A 16847-nucleotide genomic window follows, 5' to 3' on the forward strand; every position below is an offset into this window, starting at 1 on the left:
TTATGTTGTTCAGTATTTTATTGATTATAAATGAGTTATGTTTTTTCTAATTTTTAGATTTTTCGAAATTTTCCAAACACTCGTCCAGTGGATTCCCGGTGGTATGGATACATTCACAAAATTCAAATCCAACTGCTTCATTTTCTGTTCCTATGAATTGAGATTTGCAGTCAGAGAGGGAATTTAAAGGCATGACTTCATGGCCAAACCGTGCAAACCAAACAAAGAAAGCCATAGTGGAAATTACTCCAATACAGAATAGGATTGGAAATTTATTCTCGTATTTCGCTGGTTTGGATACGCTTACTTCCTTGTAATAACTAGTAAAAGGAAGTATATATCGCAGCTTATCATAGTGCCAGGCAAGTATGTAAAGGTTAGCCAATACCATTAAAGGTGATGTCATATAAGAACCCACAAATCGAACAGCAAATGATAGAACCCAAATATTTACAATGATGGGGAGGTAGAGCAAAGCTCCGGCTAATACAGTTCTGGGAATTAAAAGCATAATGGCAGCCAGCACCTGAGCAACCCCGATGAAGGTGTAGTAATAACCCGTGTGATGCAGGGCTTCTAAATAGGATCCCATGGGATGTATCACTGACAATCCACTGGCAAATCGCTCACCTAGAATCTTCACCATGCCGGCAACAATGAATGCATAAGCGAGCAGTATTCTGCAAGCAAGTTGAAACAACCAATGCCATCTGTTTTGCTTTATGCTGAAATAGTAGTTTTCTAATCTTTCGGATAGACTTGATAATGTCATTTACTAATTGGTTTTATAGTTTGGAAATGCCTTGATCTGGTAAATTGATTAATCCCAAAGCCCGACTAGGCTAAATGAAAGAACCGCGCTTAGCCATATTCCTATAAAGTAGACTACTGTGCTGAAAATGATAGCCGCCAGCTTTCTTCCCCCTGAAGGAAACCAGATAAATCCCATCAGGTAGAAGAATAATCCTCCAAACAAACCACCAAGTGGGATAAATGTGAGGGGGACAATCATCCAGGTCTCGAAGTCTTCACTCTTGACCAGAATGAGAAATAAGAGCCAGGATAATGGAATTCCAGCTCCAATGAGGCCTGCTACACTCGCGGATTTGGCTTGAATACCTTTTAGAAATTCAATGTTAGTCTTCATAGAATTTATATTTTGAAAGTACTTTGTAATTCAAAGTGTTTGTATAAATTTTTTTTAGGGTTTGTTTTCTTTGATCAAATTTTCAAGGAATTCCAGATGGTCTTGGAATGCTGCTTTACCTTGGGCTGTTGCTGAATAATTGGTTAATGGTTTTCTGCCTAGAAATGATTTGGCTACTGAAATGTATTCTTGCTTCTCCAAATTTTTCAGATGTGAAGCCAGATTCCCATCAGTCACATCGAGCAGTTCTTTGAATGAATTAAAATCAAATTCATCATTGACCATCAAGATGGACATGACCCGCAACCGGACCACATTTTCAAATGCTTTATCGTAATTCCCCTTCACCTTACCTGTCGTATTTATAATACATCATCGCTCCATAGATAACATGCATTACTCCGAAACCTAATGACCAGAGGAGCAGACCAAATCCTGGAAGAAATGCCGAAATAACTCCAAGCGCAAGCTGACAATAGCCAAGGTATTTGATGTCGTTATGAGTGAAGTGGGAGGCGTTTAGCAAGCCCAATCCATAAAAGATTAAGGTTGCTGGAGCGACTACGGCAAGATGTCCTCTTGAAACCAAGGCCAAGCAGAAAATTCCACCGATTGCTACAGGAATAAACAGCGCTTGAATGAAACGTTTGCTGGCTGGAGTCCAGAATTTGGTAGCCTTTTTCTTGCTATTATTTTGACTCATAACCCAAGCTGTTCCTATGGAAAGTAACAGTACGATCAATGCTGTAATCATCAACTTGCCAACGATCCCATCTTCACTGATCTTGTCGATATTACTTCCATAGGGTAATTCTGGATAATAAATCCAAGTATAAGCAATCCCTGCTGCGATCAAAGCATAGGTTCCTGCCAATATCCCAGAAAGACCACTGAGGGTTAGGAAGCGTGTGCTTCGCTCCATCATGGATTTGATTTCAGCTAACTCTTGTTCTGGTTTTCTCATAGTTAAAAGTACTTTGAGTCACAAAGTAAAATGAAAAATTCTGGATTTCATCTTTATGTGGAAAAATACTTGAGATTTTTTTGAACACTCTAGATGAATTGCTAGGAAAACATCTTGCAGCGGTTTTATACTACGCTACGCAGCAAAATGCTGAGGCATTTCGAATAGACTATCGTGCCGGTAGCATTAGCCCTGGAAAGTGGGGAGATCTAATGATAATCAAAGGGAATCCAATAGAGAATATCAATCGAACCCTACTCCTCATTCTGAAGGGAATTCACAGGATTGGACCAGGCAGTCTTAATTGCATGATATCCGACGGATAGGAATGTAAGTCCCAGCATCAGCAAGCCAGTGAAAAAGAACAATGTCCAATGAATCTCTGTATGAAAAGTGAAGGTGGATAAGAATTCCCTTATCAAATACCAAGCGATAGGAAAGCCAATTAATAAGCTGGCAAAGACTAAAATAGCAAAGTCGCTACATAATAATAGAGAAAGACTTTTGGAAGAGGCGCCAAGCACTTTTCTAATTCCAATTTCTTTGGTTCTTCGTTCTGCTGTGAATGAAGCCAAACCAAAAAGACCCAAACCAGAGATTAAAATTGCTATGATTGTAAAAGAAAGAGCGAGTTTGCCTATGACTTGTTCATTTTGATATTCTCTTTCAAAAACCTCCTCTAGAAAAGAAAATTCAAAAGGATATTCCGGATTGTATTTTTTAAAAACTCCTTTGACTTGGTCGATTAATCCAGCCATGGAAGCTTGATTGGAAACTTTGATGAAATAGTGTGAACCAAGATTTTCAGAAAACATGAAAATCATCGGTTCAATATCAAACTTCAGGTTATCGTTATGAAAGTCTTCTGTAACTCCAATGATTTGACCTTTTCCATTCCACATTTCCAATTCAGTGCCGACTGCAGTTTCAAGGTCCAACCCCATCGCTTCAGCAGCTTTTTTATTGATGATGTAATTCGAGGCATCTTGAGTTCCTAAGAAATTTCTGCCATTACTTATAGGGATGTTTAGGGTAGGAATAAACGCCTCGTCGCAACGATAAATCTTAAAATTGATGTTTGAATTTTCTGATTTTCCAGTCCAAACGGGATCATTGGTTGTGATTGGCACAGAAAAAATACTATTGCCACCAAAGGCTATATTTTCGATTCCAGGAAGGTGAAGTAATTCATTTTTTATCCCATCATAGCTTTTGACAATGCCTTCATTTTGATCAATAATGATGATATTTTCCTTATTAAAACCAAGGTTACGATTGCTGATGAAATTAATTTGCTGATAAATAGCAATACTTCCCACGATCAATATGGCCGAAGTAGAAAATTGAGCAATGACCAAAATTCTTCGCAAACTCTGCCCTTTTAGTAAAGATCGGTTATCTCCTTTCAAAACAGAAATAGGTTTGAAGCGGGATAAAATAAATGCAGGATAGGCCCCAGAAAGAACTCCGGTAATGATGGTAATTGACACTAAACCTAGTAGGAAAATAGGGTTGGTTAGGTCAAGGGCTAGATTTTTTCCTGTGAGTTGATTAAAAAAGGGAAGGAGCAATTGCACCAAAAGGATCGCTACAATTAATGCTATCCAAGAAACCAAAATAGATTCAGTAATAAATTGAATTACGAGTTCAGATTTATTTGCACCTATAGATTTACGGATTCCTACTTCCCGACCTCTTGAACCTGATCTTGCAGTTGCAAGGTTGATGAAATTGATGCATGCCATGATTAGAATCACAATAGCTACAATCCCAAAAAGATAAATTTGTTGAATTCTTCCGCCAATATTCACCCCATTTTCAAATTCTCCATGAAGTCGAAGCTTATGGTAAGGATAAAGAAATGGCTGGCTAGTGCATTCTGTACAGTTTTTTTGTATCAGATTAGCAATTTTATTAGTAGGGATTTCTGAATTTTCACTCAGCAAGACTGTCGTTCTCGATCCACCACTTGCCCAGTTTTGCATCCATGGATTCTCTTGTAGATAGAGATCAAAAGGAGCAACGAAATCAAATTGTAGGGAAGAATTATCAGGGATGTTTTTGAATACACCAGCCACCGTCAATTCCTGATCTTGCCCAAGTAGAATAGTTTTTTCTAATGAGGTTTCATCCTTGAAAAGCTTTATGGCCAAATCTTCAGAAATAAAGATGCTGTTTAACTTATTCTGAATGTTATCAACGCTGCCTTTTACCAATGGAAAACTAAAGACCCTGAAAAAATTGGGATCAGCATAAATTCCTATTTCATTAAAGCCCTCAGCTTTATGCTTTACCAATACAGCACTTTCAAAACTGTATTGAGTCGCTAGTTCTATTTCAGGAATTTCATTGACAAGAGTTTCTTTCAGTCTGGATGGATTAGCGGGATAGGTATCAATAATTCCATCTGGTCTTTCGCTATTAACCATGACACTATAGATTCTATCGCTTTCAATATGAAACTTATCAAACGATAGTTCATCTAGGATCCACAAAAAGATAAAAATGCTTGCTACTATTCCTGATGTTAAGCCAAGAATATTGATCAAGGTATAGCCCTTCTGTCGTCTTAGATTTCTAAAAGATGTCTTCAGATAATTTTTCCACATGGTATTCTCAAATTTTGGAGAAACAAATCTGTATCTCTTTTTTGCTTCCACACAAAAAACCAAAAGGCATGCCTTCCCTAAACCCGGATAGAGAGCTTGAGAGAAGCTTTTTCAAATTGTGATAATAAAATCCGCGGACAATTTTGTTCGGTTTTGGGAAAAACCTAAGATTAAAAAAACTTCGTAAAGGTTGATTTTGTCTAAAGCTTTGATCCACTATTCCTCTTCAGGAACCGCCATGGTATGATTTCCAACTAAAAGGCACTGTCCATCTATTTCCATATAGGTTCGCATGAAGTGGTATCGTGTAGGAGTAGGGCCTCTATCTACTATTGTGAATCCAGTAACAATAGCTACATTTCCAGTAATAGCGACTTTCACGTCACTTTGAACCCTAGAACGTGTGTTGCTCGTTCCATTGGCAGCTTGCGTTTCTGCTCGCTTTATAGCCCCCGCTTTCGTATCTACCATTGAAGCATGATTGTGCACCCAGACAAAATTCTCTGCAAGTTGATTTTTGAAAAATTCCGGATCTGGATTCAGGTTCATCTCTTCCCACTTGGCATCCAGTGCTTTGATGCTAGCTTCTGTCATGCAGGTTTGTTGAGCAAAAGCAGAAAAACTTGCGACTACAAATAAGAAAAAAACTACATAGACTGATTTCATTGTATTTCGGTTTTTTGGGGTTATTCAGAATTACTTTTAAAGATATCTAGAATAGGAAGGTAATCTAAATTCGCTATATCATTTTGTGTGTATTTATTCGCTATAAGAATTATCGGAGTTTTTCTCGAGGTTCAGGACAAGGCTTATATAGGATTATTCTTAGATCAAAATTGTGATACTGGATATTTAACTTTATATTGAATGAGGCTTTGTTGTTGTTTTTAAATTAGGTTTTCCACTATGTAAGTAATGGTTTGAAATCTTTTATTGAAATGAGAATAATATCAATTTCTACTTTTAGTTTTTCTAAGGAATTGGTCCAAGCAAGTCTTTTATCACCTTATTTATTTGACTTTCAAGACTATGGTATTTTTAGATATTAAATTAATTATAGGTTAATAAATCTATATGAAACAAAACTCAACTACTATTCTTGTTCCAGTAATTCCCGAAAAGGTTCAGGATTTATTAGACCAACTCGTAGAAATCAAGCGGAATTCCCAAGAAGGAATCTCAAAAGAATTTGATAGTTTGTCTATCATACATTATGCTCGATGGGTGGTGATAGATCATGGGAAGTCATGGATAGATGACGAGCAGAAACGGAATCCAAAGCTACTTTTTGTTATCGATTACGATGGTGAGGAAGGAGAAATGCTTCATAAAGTCAGCGAGAATTCCAGTACAATTTTGGACTTGGTCTATGTTTTTTGTGAGAATTATCCACCATTAAATACGGTGACCACTGCAAGTAGAAAAGCGTATTTGGAAAGCCATGTGATCAAGGATGCAGCAGTTTACATAGGTGCTCCAGGCAGGTCTGTTTTGCAGATCCGTAAGGAAAAAAAGCTTCGGGATTTTATTAGAGACTTTGTCGATTCTAGGACTTGGGAAGATGTTTCACCAGAAACAGTACATAAGAAAATCAAAGACCAGGTCTTGTCAAATCCTGAATTTGCTTACTTGAAAGGAGAAAGAGTAAGAATGCCTCGAATCAATTATTTTGGGGTAGTTTTATTAGGGGTATGCTTACTAGCCTTATTGCCTTTTATCCTTGTTTTGGTTTTGATTGTGCATTTCTTTTATGAGCGAAAGGATGAAAATTTCACCAAGAAAAGAAGTCAGCTAGATGATGAATTCTTAACTGATTTAGAGAAGTATGAAGATTTTAAAAATCAGAATCAGTTTACCCAGCTTGTTGATATGAAAGAAGGGACTATCCGACTTATTGCTATCAAATTCATGTTTTTGCTATCAAATTTTCTAATCAAATTTATCTTCACACAAGGTAAATTGATGGGGATTCCCACTATACACTTTGCTAAATGGGTGATGTTTGAGAAGAATTCCAGGGTGTTGTTTTTCTCCAATTTTGACGGGAGCTGGCAGCAATACCTTGGTGACTTCATAGATAATAGTGGCTGGGGACTTACTGGAATATTCTCTAACACGAAGGTCTTTCCAAAGACAAATTTTTTAATTACCGGCGGCGCTTACAAGGAGGAATACTTTCTAGCCTGGAGTCGCAATTCTGAGCTAGTGACTAATTTCTGGTACACAGCATATCCTGACCTCTCCATAAAAAATGTCAATAATAACACCCGAATAAGGGTTCAGTTGATGAAGACACTTTCAAAAAGACGTGCCGCCAAATTCCTTAAACTCCTATAGACTATAAATATGACAAGGCTAGAACTAGAAAATATCCAAGGTTACCTTATCCGAGGCTATGCTCATATGTTGTATTCGAGGTTTGTTTACTTACAGATTTCAGATGCTAAGGCGGCCAAAAAATGGTTGTCACAGTCCTGGAAAGAAATGACATCAGCAAGGCATATTCATGACAAGTCTAAAATTCCTCCTACACATCTGAATATTGCGTTTACGCATGCTGGATTGGGAAAGCTGGGGTTAAATGAAGAGAATCTAGGCGCATTTTCCAGAGAATTTCGACAAGGGATGGTCTCAGATCATAGAACCAGATTACTGGGGGATTTTGGCACAAGTCGCCCTGAAGTTTGGAATTGGGGAGGACCTCGCAATGAAACTATCCATCTTTGTTTGATGGTGTTTGGGAATGATAAATCTTCGAACGATGACCTGGAAAAGGATAAAATAGTCTGTCTGGATTACTACAATGAGTTAGCCGCTAAATTTGATGAGAATGGTTTCATAGAACTTTTTCATATAGATGGAAAAACTCAGCCAGATAATAAAGAACACTTTGGGTTTAGAGACGGTGTTTCTCAGCCAATCATCGAGGGATCCGGGAGGGTAGGAGACAAGGATGACGTCATCAAAGCAGGGGAATTCTTATTCGGTTATAAAAATGAATTTGGAGTATATCCTGACACTCCTTTGATTGTAAAGGAACAAGGGGACTTGAATTTACTAACGCCTGACGCGGGTGGAAGCGGTCAGAAAGACATAGGGAAAGATGGGACATTCATGGTGATGCGCCAATTGGATCAGGATGTAAATAAGTTTTGGGGTTATTTGAATGAAAAAACGAAGAATCCAGATGGATCTATCAATGAAGCAGAAAGCTTAAAGTTAGGAGCAAAGTTCATGGGAAGATGGCAGAGTGGTGCTCCTGTTACTCTTTTTCCAGATGCAGATCCAGGACCATTCAGTGATGTCAATGATTTTGGTTATGCTAAGTTCGATAAGGATGGATTGAAATGTCCATTTGGGTCACACTTAAGAAGAACAAACCCGAGAGATAATGTGGATGATCATGGCAAAAAGGAATCCCTAAAACTAAGTAAGCAACACAGAATTATCAGACGTGCAAGGCTTTATGGGGAGATTTATGAAGGTTCACCAACGAAAACTACACCCAATGGAGATGTTGGGCTCTTATTTATTTGCTTCAATGCAGATATCAGTCGTCAGTTTGAATTTCTCCAATATACCTGGGCAAATCTCCCGAAAAACAAGGAGTTATATAATGACCCTGACCCAATTATTGGCGTAAAAGAGACGCCGGAGCTCGGAGAAGAACAGAATTTCACTATACAAGATGAGCCAGTAAGCAAAACGATTAAGGACTTGCCAAGAGTGATTACCGTGAAGGGCGGAGCCTATTTCTTTTTCCCATCAATAAATGTGCTTCGGTACTTATCCACCATTTAACTCCATATTCTTATTCTTCCAAAAATGCCTTGGCATTATTTAACCCATTTTGAAGATACTTTTTCAGAAAAAGTGGAGCGAAGATGGAAAGGAAAATTCGAGCAAGTAGATTTTTGTAGGTGAACGTATACACCCATCTTAGTCTTGTCTTATCATCAACGGTATCAAACCACATGTGGCCATAGGTTTTGTTGGTGAAACGCTTGAAGATATCACTGAATTCCGTTGTTTGATACGCGTAGTTAGAATAATGGTGAACCGAAATAAGTTCTTCTACTAATGTTGCGGAATCTCCTCTTTCTACCAGCCTATTGTCTCCAACTTCAGCCCAATTTCCACGCAGCTTTTTTACTTTAATAATACCGTAAATAGGCCCAGTTTTAAGTAACCAGCTCGATAGCTTTTCTACACTGGACACAAATTCATAGGCAGTCTTTTTGTCACAATTGACAATGACTTCAGCAGTTGTAAATATGACATGTTTGGAAGGTACTTGCTGATCGAGTGTCACCTTCGTATTTGCTGGAAGTATGTCATCAAGAAAATCAGAAGAGTCCTTTGGCTCCTCAAAGGGAAGCTTATTACTGTCATGTCGGAATTTAGACATGGTTTCATACACACGTTTTCTGACTCGGTTAAATGCACCCAAAGGTCTATGCTCAGGCAGAGAGTGCCAGGGGTTAAAGGAGAGATTGTCTCCGTATTCAATTCGTGCATTCGAATCAAAAACCTGCGGGTAAATCGTCAGTGTGGCAACTTTGATATTTTGAGAAGTCCAAGGGACGGTCGGATCTTCAATTGGCATTGCGTCAGCATCAGTTTGAAACTGAACAAAAAAATCAAACTTGGCCTCATTGTCATGTAGCGTTTGGGCCATATTATACCTTAGATAATTATAGTCGGTAGTATTTTCTACGACTGTAATGTTACATGGAGATGGTCGAAGGTGATATTTGACAGCTCTGTCTACTGTCCCAAATTGGTAGGGTTGGGTACTCCAATAAGGGATGTCCAAAGGATTCTTACAGGCCACTTTACTTTTTGATGCACGAAGTATTATTGGCCATAAAACTGGGTTTAGTATAAAGAGTTTACTTTTTATAAAACTAGCTGATGTTATTGCTTTAAGAAGTCTGCCCAACTCTTTGATATTTTTGGCAAAGAATTTCTCCGTGCTCATCAATAAAAAATCTTGCGTCTGAGCATCAATTTCATCCTCCAATATTTTCTCGCCTGGTACGCCAAGTAACTTAATCGCAACTCCTCTAATATCTTTTTTCTTGTCTTTTTGCGGTTTTGTATTGCCATTGGAAAATCGAACCCAAGCATTGTAGTTTCTAGGTTCGCCTGCAAATACTCCAACTTTAAGCTCGTCTGGCAAATCTTTTTCTACGGCAAAAGTGGCTTTTACGCAGCCATGCATTTTGGTATGTACTTGGCGGAGCATTTTTTTGTCCTTGTACATTCGAGTGACTTGCGCTTCAAATTCCTGAAGCATTTCATACCCAATACGATCTTCATCATACTGTACATATTCATGTCCTAATTTTTTTGGAGCTTCGGTTGAGTTTGACATGTCCTGCGATAAAGTGAGGTTAAAAAACAAGAAAAGTGAGTTGGAATGTAATTAAAAATAAGGTGAAGCTAATGCGGTTGGGAATTTTATTTTGTGTTTTTTATATTAGATTTTGTATTAAATTTAGTGAAATGGATCACCCTATTATCCATTTCTATTAGGTCAACCCTTCCAATTGACAGTTTAACAGCTCTTTTTAATGAAATGGCAAATCTTGTTTTCAACTAATAATTCTGCCAACCAGGATTCTAATCCCTCTGGGGAAAATACCATTGTCACCAAAAAAATAGCGCTTGCCACACTTTCTCAGATTGAAACATTAAAAGCTAATAATGAAGCTTCGTTTTTGGATGTCTCTGTCCCTGCTTTTAGGACAGTGTTACAAAGCGAAAATACCGGGACCGAGTTATGTCTAAAGCTGAAGTTTATAAAGGGAAAAACTTTAAAAGAATATCTTTCTAAGCCTTTGAACGTGGCCGAAAAGATGAAAATCTGTCTAGCTATCACAAAAAGGCTCGCAGAAGTTCATCGTAAAGAATTTGTTCACTTAAACCTCAATCCAGATCATATTATTGTCGAGGATGGGACGAATGAGGTGTTTTTTATCAGCCTTGGATTAGCCACGCGAATCAAAAGAAAAATTGGAATTGAAAGAAGGTTGGTTTTTTTTGAAGCTGATTATGACTTCATCGCCCCAGAACAAACGGGTAGAATCAGTACAGACATCGGGCTTTATTCAGATATCTATGCACTAGGTATCATCTTTTATTGGATTTTCACCAAGCAATTACCCTTTGAATCAAAGGAAGGAGCTTCGAAGATTCATGCTCATATAGCGTTGACTCCTAAGCATCCTTCAGAATTAGCCGAAATGCCGCAGGTCCTTTCTGAATTGATCATGAAAATGATCGAGAAAGATGTGCAAAACAGGTATCATTCTGCCCAGGGTGTCTTGTATGATCTGGAAATGATTCTTTACTCCATCCAAAAGGAGTTGGATATAGAAGGTTTCCTACTTGGTACCCAAGATTCCGCTGGCGTTTTGCTATTTACAGATCAGCTTTATGCTAGAGACAAGCCATTAAAACAGCTCAAGGATGCTTTCTCAAGTATCAGCCACAACGAGAAAAAACTTGTTTATGTCTATGGCAATTCAGGAGTTGGGAAATCTGCGCTGGTAGAGCGCCTGTACAGACCTGTCGTTCAATCCGGAGGTTTCTTTATCTCGGGGAAGTTCGATCAGCTACGGGCTGATGTGCCCTATTCGGCTTTTTCGCAGGCGTTAGGCAAGTTGATCAATCAGGTTTTGCTTTTAAATGAAGTTGAGCTAAATAAATGGAAAGCCAAACTTCATAGTCTTTTGCAGCCTATAGCAAGGGTGTTGTTTGAGGTTATTCCTGGTTTGGAAAAATTGCTTGATAATGAACCAGAGATTCCGGTATTAACAGGAACCGAAGCGCAGCTAAGATTTAACTACGCACTCACGAAGTTTTTCCAAGTATTTGCAGAGCTTGAGAAACCTGTTTTCATTTTTATTGATGATCTCCAATGGTCAGATGTGTCTTCTCTAGATTTGATGAAGACTATACTCGTCAATTCTGAGCTTAACAATATCCTCATCGTAGGCGCATATCGAGATAATGAAATTACCCTTGGGCATCATTTTCTTCAGTTTAAAATGGAATTGGAAGAGCAAGGACTGCAGCCGGAAGAAATATTATTGGAAAACCTGAAAGAAGAGGATATACGACAGATGGTCACCAATACGCTTGGTAAATCAGAGCGACCTTTAGATGAATTAGCTTCATTGGTTTTCAAAAAGTCCGCTGGTAATGCATTGTTTGCTAATCAATTTTTGAAAGCAATCTATAAAAACGAGATGCTTTATTTTGATAGCGAGGAGGGCTCATGGAACTGGAAAATTGATAAGCTGATCAGTTACAATGTGGAGGGAGATATCGTCAATTTGTTTCTTGAAGCGATCAATGAACTCCCTGTAGATACGATTGAAATCCTTAAACTAGCATCCTGCATTGGTAATAAATTTTACTTGCAAGACTTGGTTAGAGTTTCTGAGCAAGAAAGCGAAAAAGTAGCCAAAGATTTCAATCTTGCCCTAGAGCTTGACTTAGTTATAGAAAGTCTGGACGGCAGCTATTATTTCGTTCACGACAGGGTTCAGCAAGCTATTTATTCACTCATTGCTGAAGATGATAAAAAGAGAAATCACCTAAAAATCGGTCAAGCTCTTCTCTCGAAAACCAAAGAAAAAGGACCTAGAGATGATGTTTTTGAGATTGTGAATCAATTCAATTTCGGTAAGGAATTAATCACAGATCCATCTGAGATTAAAACCCTCTGTGAGCTAAATAGTATAGCAGGCCAAAGAGCTCAAAACTCTACAGCGTATGTGTTGGCAATGCAATATTTTGAAAATGCCTTGCAACACCTCGCATCAGACGCTTGGGACAAGGATAGGGAATTCACTTATGATCTTTACCTGAAATCTGCCATCGCAGCCTATCAGTGCAACAATCAAGATCTATTCACTAGATACACTGCTTTACTCGATGCAAATGCAGTTAGTGTTTTGGATAAGCTCAAATTGGCTGATCTTAAAATCCAGAATGCCAACGTTGAAAATGATCAGAAGAGGGTAATTGAAATTGGATTGGAGATTCTTCGTCTAGTCGATATTGACCTCAAGCGTCATCCTGGTCAGGTGAATGTATTATTAGGCTTTTTGAGAACCAACATAAGATTGCTCTTTTATTCTGAAGACAAAATCCTAAATCTCCCGAAGATCAAAGACGAGAAGTTACTGATAGCCATGTCTATCATGCATCATATGTCTTTGGCAGCCTATTTAACCGAACCTAATCTACTTCCATTGATCATGTTTGAGTTGATCCGGCTAACCTTAAAATTCGGTTTGGGCTCCAAGACACCTGTGGCTTTCGTAGTTTTTGGCTATATCAATATTGCCTTTATGGGTAATATGGCCAAGGGTCTTAAAATGGGTCAATTGGGGAATAGTGTTTTTGAAATAATCGAAAACGAAGACGAGTTTGTCTCCTTTAAGCAGGTCTATGTGATGTTTATTTCGCACTGGCTGAAGCATCTTGCGGAAAGCATCCCGGAGTTGGAAGAGGCATTGAAAAAAGGACTTGAAACCGGAGATTTTGAATTCACTTCCATAATCGGGCAATTGATTATTTACTGGAATTTCTATGGAGGTGAGCCAATACCTAAGATCTTACTAAGAGGCGAATTACTCAGCAAACAAATCACTCCACTGAATCAAATCATGCAGATCAAGCGAATTGATTTGTTTCGTCAATCTGCTTTGTGCCTGCTGGAAGGAGTAGAAGACTTTGAGGTCTTAAGTGGGGAGCTCTTTGATGAGCGAATGATAGACTTTGCTGATGTCCCTGCTTTCAGTTTGTATTACCATAATCTGTATTCGCAGAAGAAGTTTTTGAGCCTGATTTTCAATCAAAATGAGACAGCTTGGAAGTTCTGTTCTTTGGAGAAATTACATTTGATTCCTGTAAAAGGATCAATTACAGAAATGCTTTTTTTCTATTACGAAAACCTTTGTGTTTCCCCGATTTTTCATGCTAGATCTGCTTCGGAGCAAAAGGCTCTTTTGAAAATATGTAAAAAGAATATCAAGCTGATCGGAGGACTAGTAAAGCATTCGGAAGTTAATTTCCAGCATCGTCATGAGTTTATGAAGGCAGAATATGAAGGTCTAAAAGGGAATTTCGATAATGCCGTCAGATCTTTTACTTATGCGATCAGGTATGCCAGAATGCATAAATACATTCAGGATGAGGCGTTGATATGGGAAAGAGCAGGGATATTTTTCAACGCGCAGCAGCAACCCGAAGCTGCTCAATTTTACCTATCAAATGCCTATAAATCCTATGAGAAGTGGGGAGCCAAGGCTAAACTTATTCAAATGAAAGAAGCATATGCTGGATTTATTTCAGCGGAAGAAATAGGAGTGAATGCTAATATCCTGGATTTGGATACTATCCTAAAGACTATTAATCTGATTTCCGGTGAGATGAAATTGGAGAATATTCTCACAGGCTTGATGCAGCTGGTAAGCGAAAATGCCGGAGCAGACCGGGCTTTTCTCATCACGATCGAAAAGGATAGCAAAGTGATCAAAGCATCCATTGACAACTCCAGCAATGAGATTCAGGTGCTTCAAAATATCCCTTATGCTGACTTTGAGGAAATCAGTCACTCAGTCATTAATTACGTATTGAGGTCTGGGGAGACCCTCGTCCTCGAAGATGCTACCAAGACTTTGCCTTACTCAGACGAAGAGTACATCGATTCTAACAAGGTAAAATCCATACTGTGTATCCCGCAGAAGCATTCTGGAGTTGGGTTTTCATTGCTTTATCTGGAAAATAGGCTGCTATCTGGAGCATTTACCAAAGAACGCATTGAGATACTTCAAGTAATGGCTACGCAGACTGCTATTTCCTTACAGAATGCAATGCTTTTGGAAAGTACAAATCAACTCAATGAAAAATTGATTCAGGAAGTAGAAGTGCGAAAAGAAGTAGAGGAGAATCTGAGATTGAATGAGAAAAGGCTAGAAGAGTACAATGCCAACCTAGAATCTAAAGTCAAAGAAAGAACCTTGGATCTTCAGAATGAGAAGGAAAAGTCTGATGAGCTTTTACTGAATATTTTACCACTGCATATAGCTAGAGAACTGAAGGAAAAAGGATCGGCTCAGACGAAAAGGTATGCCAGTGCCACGGTTTTATTTACTGATTTTGTGGGATTTTCTCTGATTGCTGAGAAAATGACTGCAGTTGATCTGGTGGCGGAAATTGATTTCTGTTTCAAGAAGTTTGACAGGATCATCGAAAAGCATGGAATAGAAAAAATCAAAACGATAGGTGATTCTTACATGGCTGCTGGTGGAATTCCGGTTGCAAATATTACACATCCTATTGATGTGATCAATGCAGCTATTGAAATCCGGGATTTTATCGAAGAACATAAAGCAGTAAGCATCCGTGAAAATAAGCCTGTTTTTGAGCTTAGGATAGGGATTCATACAGGGAATATTGTTGCTGGCATTGTTGGGCTGAATAAGTTTGCCTACGATATCTGGGGAGATACTGTAAACCTTGCATCACGGATGGAAAGTAGTGGAGAGGCAGGTAAAATCAACGTTTCCGGTGCTACTTATGAGCTGGTGAAAGATCGTTTTTCATGCATTCACAGAGGAAAAGTGCAGGCGAAAAATAAGGGTGAAGTAGATATGTATTTTGTGGAGAGGTACAAGGGTGAATAGGGCAATTTATTCAAAGGAATAGGCGCTAAATTCTTTGATTTGAGCTTCACCTTTTGATTCTAAAATTTTAAGTCGTAGCTCAGAAATTTCTAATTCTTCAAACTCATGGATGAACTTGTGCCCAATCACTGAACCTTCGAAAATCATTTTCCAGCCATTTGCAGTCTTACCTTCAATCGTAAATTTCCGGACCCGCTCACCTTTGGTGATATCCTCCATTAGTACTACTTGATTGACCTTTTGCATTTTGGAAAACTGAAGTTTGACTTGATCACCAGCTCCAGAAGTAGCCCCAATCTTATTTGCAAAACGTCGGGAAATCTCATCTCCAAGTTCTTTGAGACGCTTGGTATCTGTATCGGGCAAAAGTCCCTCTGCATTTGGCGTTAGTCCCAAAATCAAACTGGAATTATGCCCTACGGAATTGTAATACATCTTGACCAGATTTTCTAAAGGGAAAACCAAATGATCTCTGCCGGGCTCCCAAAACCAATCATGGCCCCCATATCCTCTCAGAGGCGCATCACTCATAGCTGGCATGTAATAGATCCCATTCGGATCACCAGTTTTGAGTAACGCAAAGTTGTTTTTACTGATTTCTGCTCTCGAACTTTCTCCCGACCCAATAGCTGCAAAAGGAAAAGTTCCCCAGCTAGGATAAGGAACCGTACCTGATTCACTTCCTCCCCAGCGCATATCTGCCCGTTGTAAATTGTGATAAAAGAGACCGTTTGGCTGATGCTTTTCAAAGATCGACAAGACGTCAGGTCCGCCTTGCTCAGGTCCGTGAGCACCTCCGTCAAACCAAACCATTGCCCAATCCCCATAATTTGTAAAGATTTCTGTCACCATTCCCTCTACCAAGGTATTGTAATAATGTTGCCGGTTTTTGGCAAAAGTACTTTCTCCTTCAACCATAAAATCATGGATTCCATAGAATGAATTCCATCGAATCCCTATGTATACACCTGCTCGCAAGCCGTACTTTTCACAGGAAGCCTTAAAGTCCCGAAGCAAATCTCCTTTGCCATCCTGAAATTTCAGCGCTTTCATGCTATATGGATTTGAGTCAGATTGGAAAAGTGCAAAGCCAGTTTCATGAGTAGCGGTGAGAATGGCCATTTTGCATCCTGCATCCTTGGCGGCTTTTACCCATTGGTCTGTATCCAGCTTTTCTGGATTGAAAATATTGTAATCCGCGATGGGTGTGATTCTGTTTTGAGCTTGGTTGTAAACTTTTCCGTCAAACACATGGAGGTCATAATGGAAAACAGCCACCATTTCAGAATTCTGCCAGTCAAGCTGCGCTTGTGTTGGGATGGGGACTTGCTGTTGAGCTTGCGCAAAATTAGCAGTATGCCATAAAAGCATCAGCGTAAATAGAGGGTTTTTAAATCGCATTGGGCTTAGATTATTTGCAA

General features: G+C 38.8%; 11 protein-coding genes. 3 read left to right on the forward strand and 8 right to left on the reverse strand.

Annotated features, from left to right (window positions below; translation table 11 throughout):
* Positions 1-46: 46 nt before the first annotated feature.
* The 6 genes from LV83_RS12110 to LV83_RS12140 all read right to left on the reverse strand — a co-directional run bounded on the left by LV83_RS12110 (position 47) and on the right by LV83_RS12140 (position 5386).
* Positions 47-772, reverse strand: a complete 726-nt coding sequence (locus LV83_RS12110; RefSeq protein ID WP_111611790.1) for a DoxX family protein — start codon at positions 770-772, stop codon at positions 47-49.
* 48 nt (positions 773-820) lie between these two features.
* A complete protein-coding gene (locus LV83_RS12115) occupies positions 821-1147 on the reverse strand; it encodes a potassium transporter KefB (protein WP_111611791.1) in 327 nt (108 codons plus the stop codon).
* Positions 1148-1201: 54 nt separating this feature from the next.
* A complete protein-coding gene (locus LV83_RS12120; RefSeq protein WP_111611792.1) occupies positions 1202-1495 on the reverse strand; it encodes a winged helix-turn-helix domain-containing protein in 294 nt (97 codons plus the stop codon).
* Between the two features lies 1 nt (position 1496).
* Complete coding sequence (locus tag LV83_RS12125) at positions 1497-2111, reverse strand: hypothetical protein (RefSeq protein ID WP_111611793.1); 615 nt, start codon at positions 2109-2111, stop codon at positions 1497-1499.
* Between the two features lie 254 nt (positions 2112-2365).
* Positions 2366-4720, reverse strand: a complete 2355-nt coding sequence (locus tag LV83_RS12135) for an ABC transporter permease (protein WP_111611795.1) — start codon at positions 4718-4720, stop codon at positions 2366-2368.
* Positions 4721-4936: 216 nt separating this feature from the next.
* A complete protein-coding gene (locus LV83_RS12140) occupies positions 4937-5386 on the reverse strand; it encodes a nuclear transport factor 2 family protein (protein ID WP_111611796.1) in 450 nt (149 codons plus the stop codon).
* Positions 5387-5794: 408 nt separating this feature from the next.
* On the opposite strand from LV83_RS12140, the gene LV83_RS12145 reads away from it, so the two are divergent.
* Together LV83_RS12145 and LV83_RS12150 are read left to right on the forward strand one after the other, a co-directional pair.
* The gene (locus LV83_RS12145; RefSeq protein ID WP_111611797.1) at positions 5795-7057 is read left to right on the forward strand and encodes a hypothetical protein; all 1263 of its coding nucleotides are present in this window, start codon (positions 5795-5797) and stop codon (positions 7055-7057) included.
* Between the two features lie 9 nt (positions 7058-7066).
* Positions 7067-8521: a Dyp-type peroxidase gene (locus tag LV83_RS12150; RefSeq protein WP_111611798.1), complete on the forward strand. Its 1455-nt coding sequence runs from the start codon at positions 7067-7069 to the stop codon at positions 8519-8521.
* A gap of 10 nt (positions 8522-8531) precedes the next feature.
* Here LV83_RS12150 and LV83_RS12155 read toward each other — a convergent pair whose 3' ends face one another.
* Complete coding sequence (locus LV83_RS12155; protein WP_111611799.1) at positions 8532-10097, reverse strand: hypothetical protein; 1566 nt, start codon at positions 10095-10097, stop codon at positions 8532-8534.
* Between the two features lie 199 nt (positions 10098-10296).
* On the opposite strand from LV83_RS12155, the gene LV83_RS12160 reads away from it, so the two are divergent.
* Complete coding sequence (locus LV83_RS12160) at positions 10297-15426, forward strand: adenylate/guanylate cyclase domain-containing protein (protein ID WP_111611800.1); 5130 nt, start codon at positions 10297-10299, stop codon at positions 15424-15426.
* A 6-nt stretch (positions 15427-15432) separates the two neighbouring features.
* Here the strand turns inward: LV83_RS12160 and LV83_RS12165 are convergent, their stop codons facing one another.
* Positions 15433-16827, reverse strand: coding sequence for an alpha-L-fucosidase (locus tag LV83_RS12165; protein WP_111611801.1), 1395 nt, complete (start codon positions 16825-16827; stop codon positions 15433-15435).
* Between the last annotated feature and the right edge of the window lie 20 nt (positions 16828-16847).

Source organism: Algoriphagus yeomjeoni, assembly GCF_003259505.1.
GTDB classification, from domain to species: domain Bacteria; phylum Bacteroidota; class Bacteroidia; order Cytophagales; family Cyclobacteriaceae; genus Algoriphagus; species Algoriphagus yeomjeoni.

Bases quoted from the DNA above. Each gene is read 5' to 3' on its own strand.
- LV83_RS12110 (WP_111611790.1), bottom strand. From the start codon at position 772: ATGACATTATCAAGTCTATCCGAAAGATTAGAAAACTACTATTTCAGC.
- LV83_RS12115 (WP_111611791.1), bottom strand. From the start codon at position 1,147: ATGAAGACTAACATTGAATTTCTAAAAGGTATTCAAGCCAAATCCGCG.
- LV83_RS12125 (WP_111611793.1), bottom strand. From the start codon at position 2,111: ATGAGAAAACCAGAACAAGAGTTAGCTGAAATCAAATCCATGATGGAG.
- LV83_RS12135 (WP_111611795.1), bottom strand. From the start codon at position 4,720: ATGTGGAAAAATTATCTGAAGACATCTTTTAGAAATCTAAGACGACAG.
- LV83_RS12140 (WP_111611796.1), bottom strand. From the start codon at position 5,386: ATGAAATCAGTCTATGTAGTTTTTTTCTTATTTGTAGTCGCAAGTTTT.
- LV83_RS12145 (WP_111611797.1), top strand. From the start codon at position 5,795: ATGAAACAAAACTCAACTACTATTCTTGTTCCAGTAATTCCCGAAAAG.
- LV83_RS12150 (WP_111611798.1), top strand. From the start codon at position 7,067: ATGACAAGGCTAGAACTAGAAAATATCCAAGGTTACCTTATCCGAGGC.
- LV83_RS12155 (WP_111611799.1), bottom strand. From the start codon at position 10,097: ATGTCAAACTCAACCGAAGCTCCAAAAAAATTAGGACATGAATATGTA.
- LV83_RS12160 (WP_111611800.1), top strand. From the start codon at position 10,297: ATGAAATGGCAAATCTTGTTTTCAACTAATAATTCTGCCAACCAGGAT.
- LV83_RS12165 (WP_111611801.1), bottom strand. From the start codon at position 16,827: ATGCGATTTAAAAACCCTCTATTTACGCTGATGCTTTTATGGCATACT.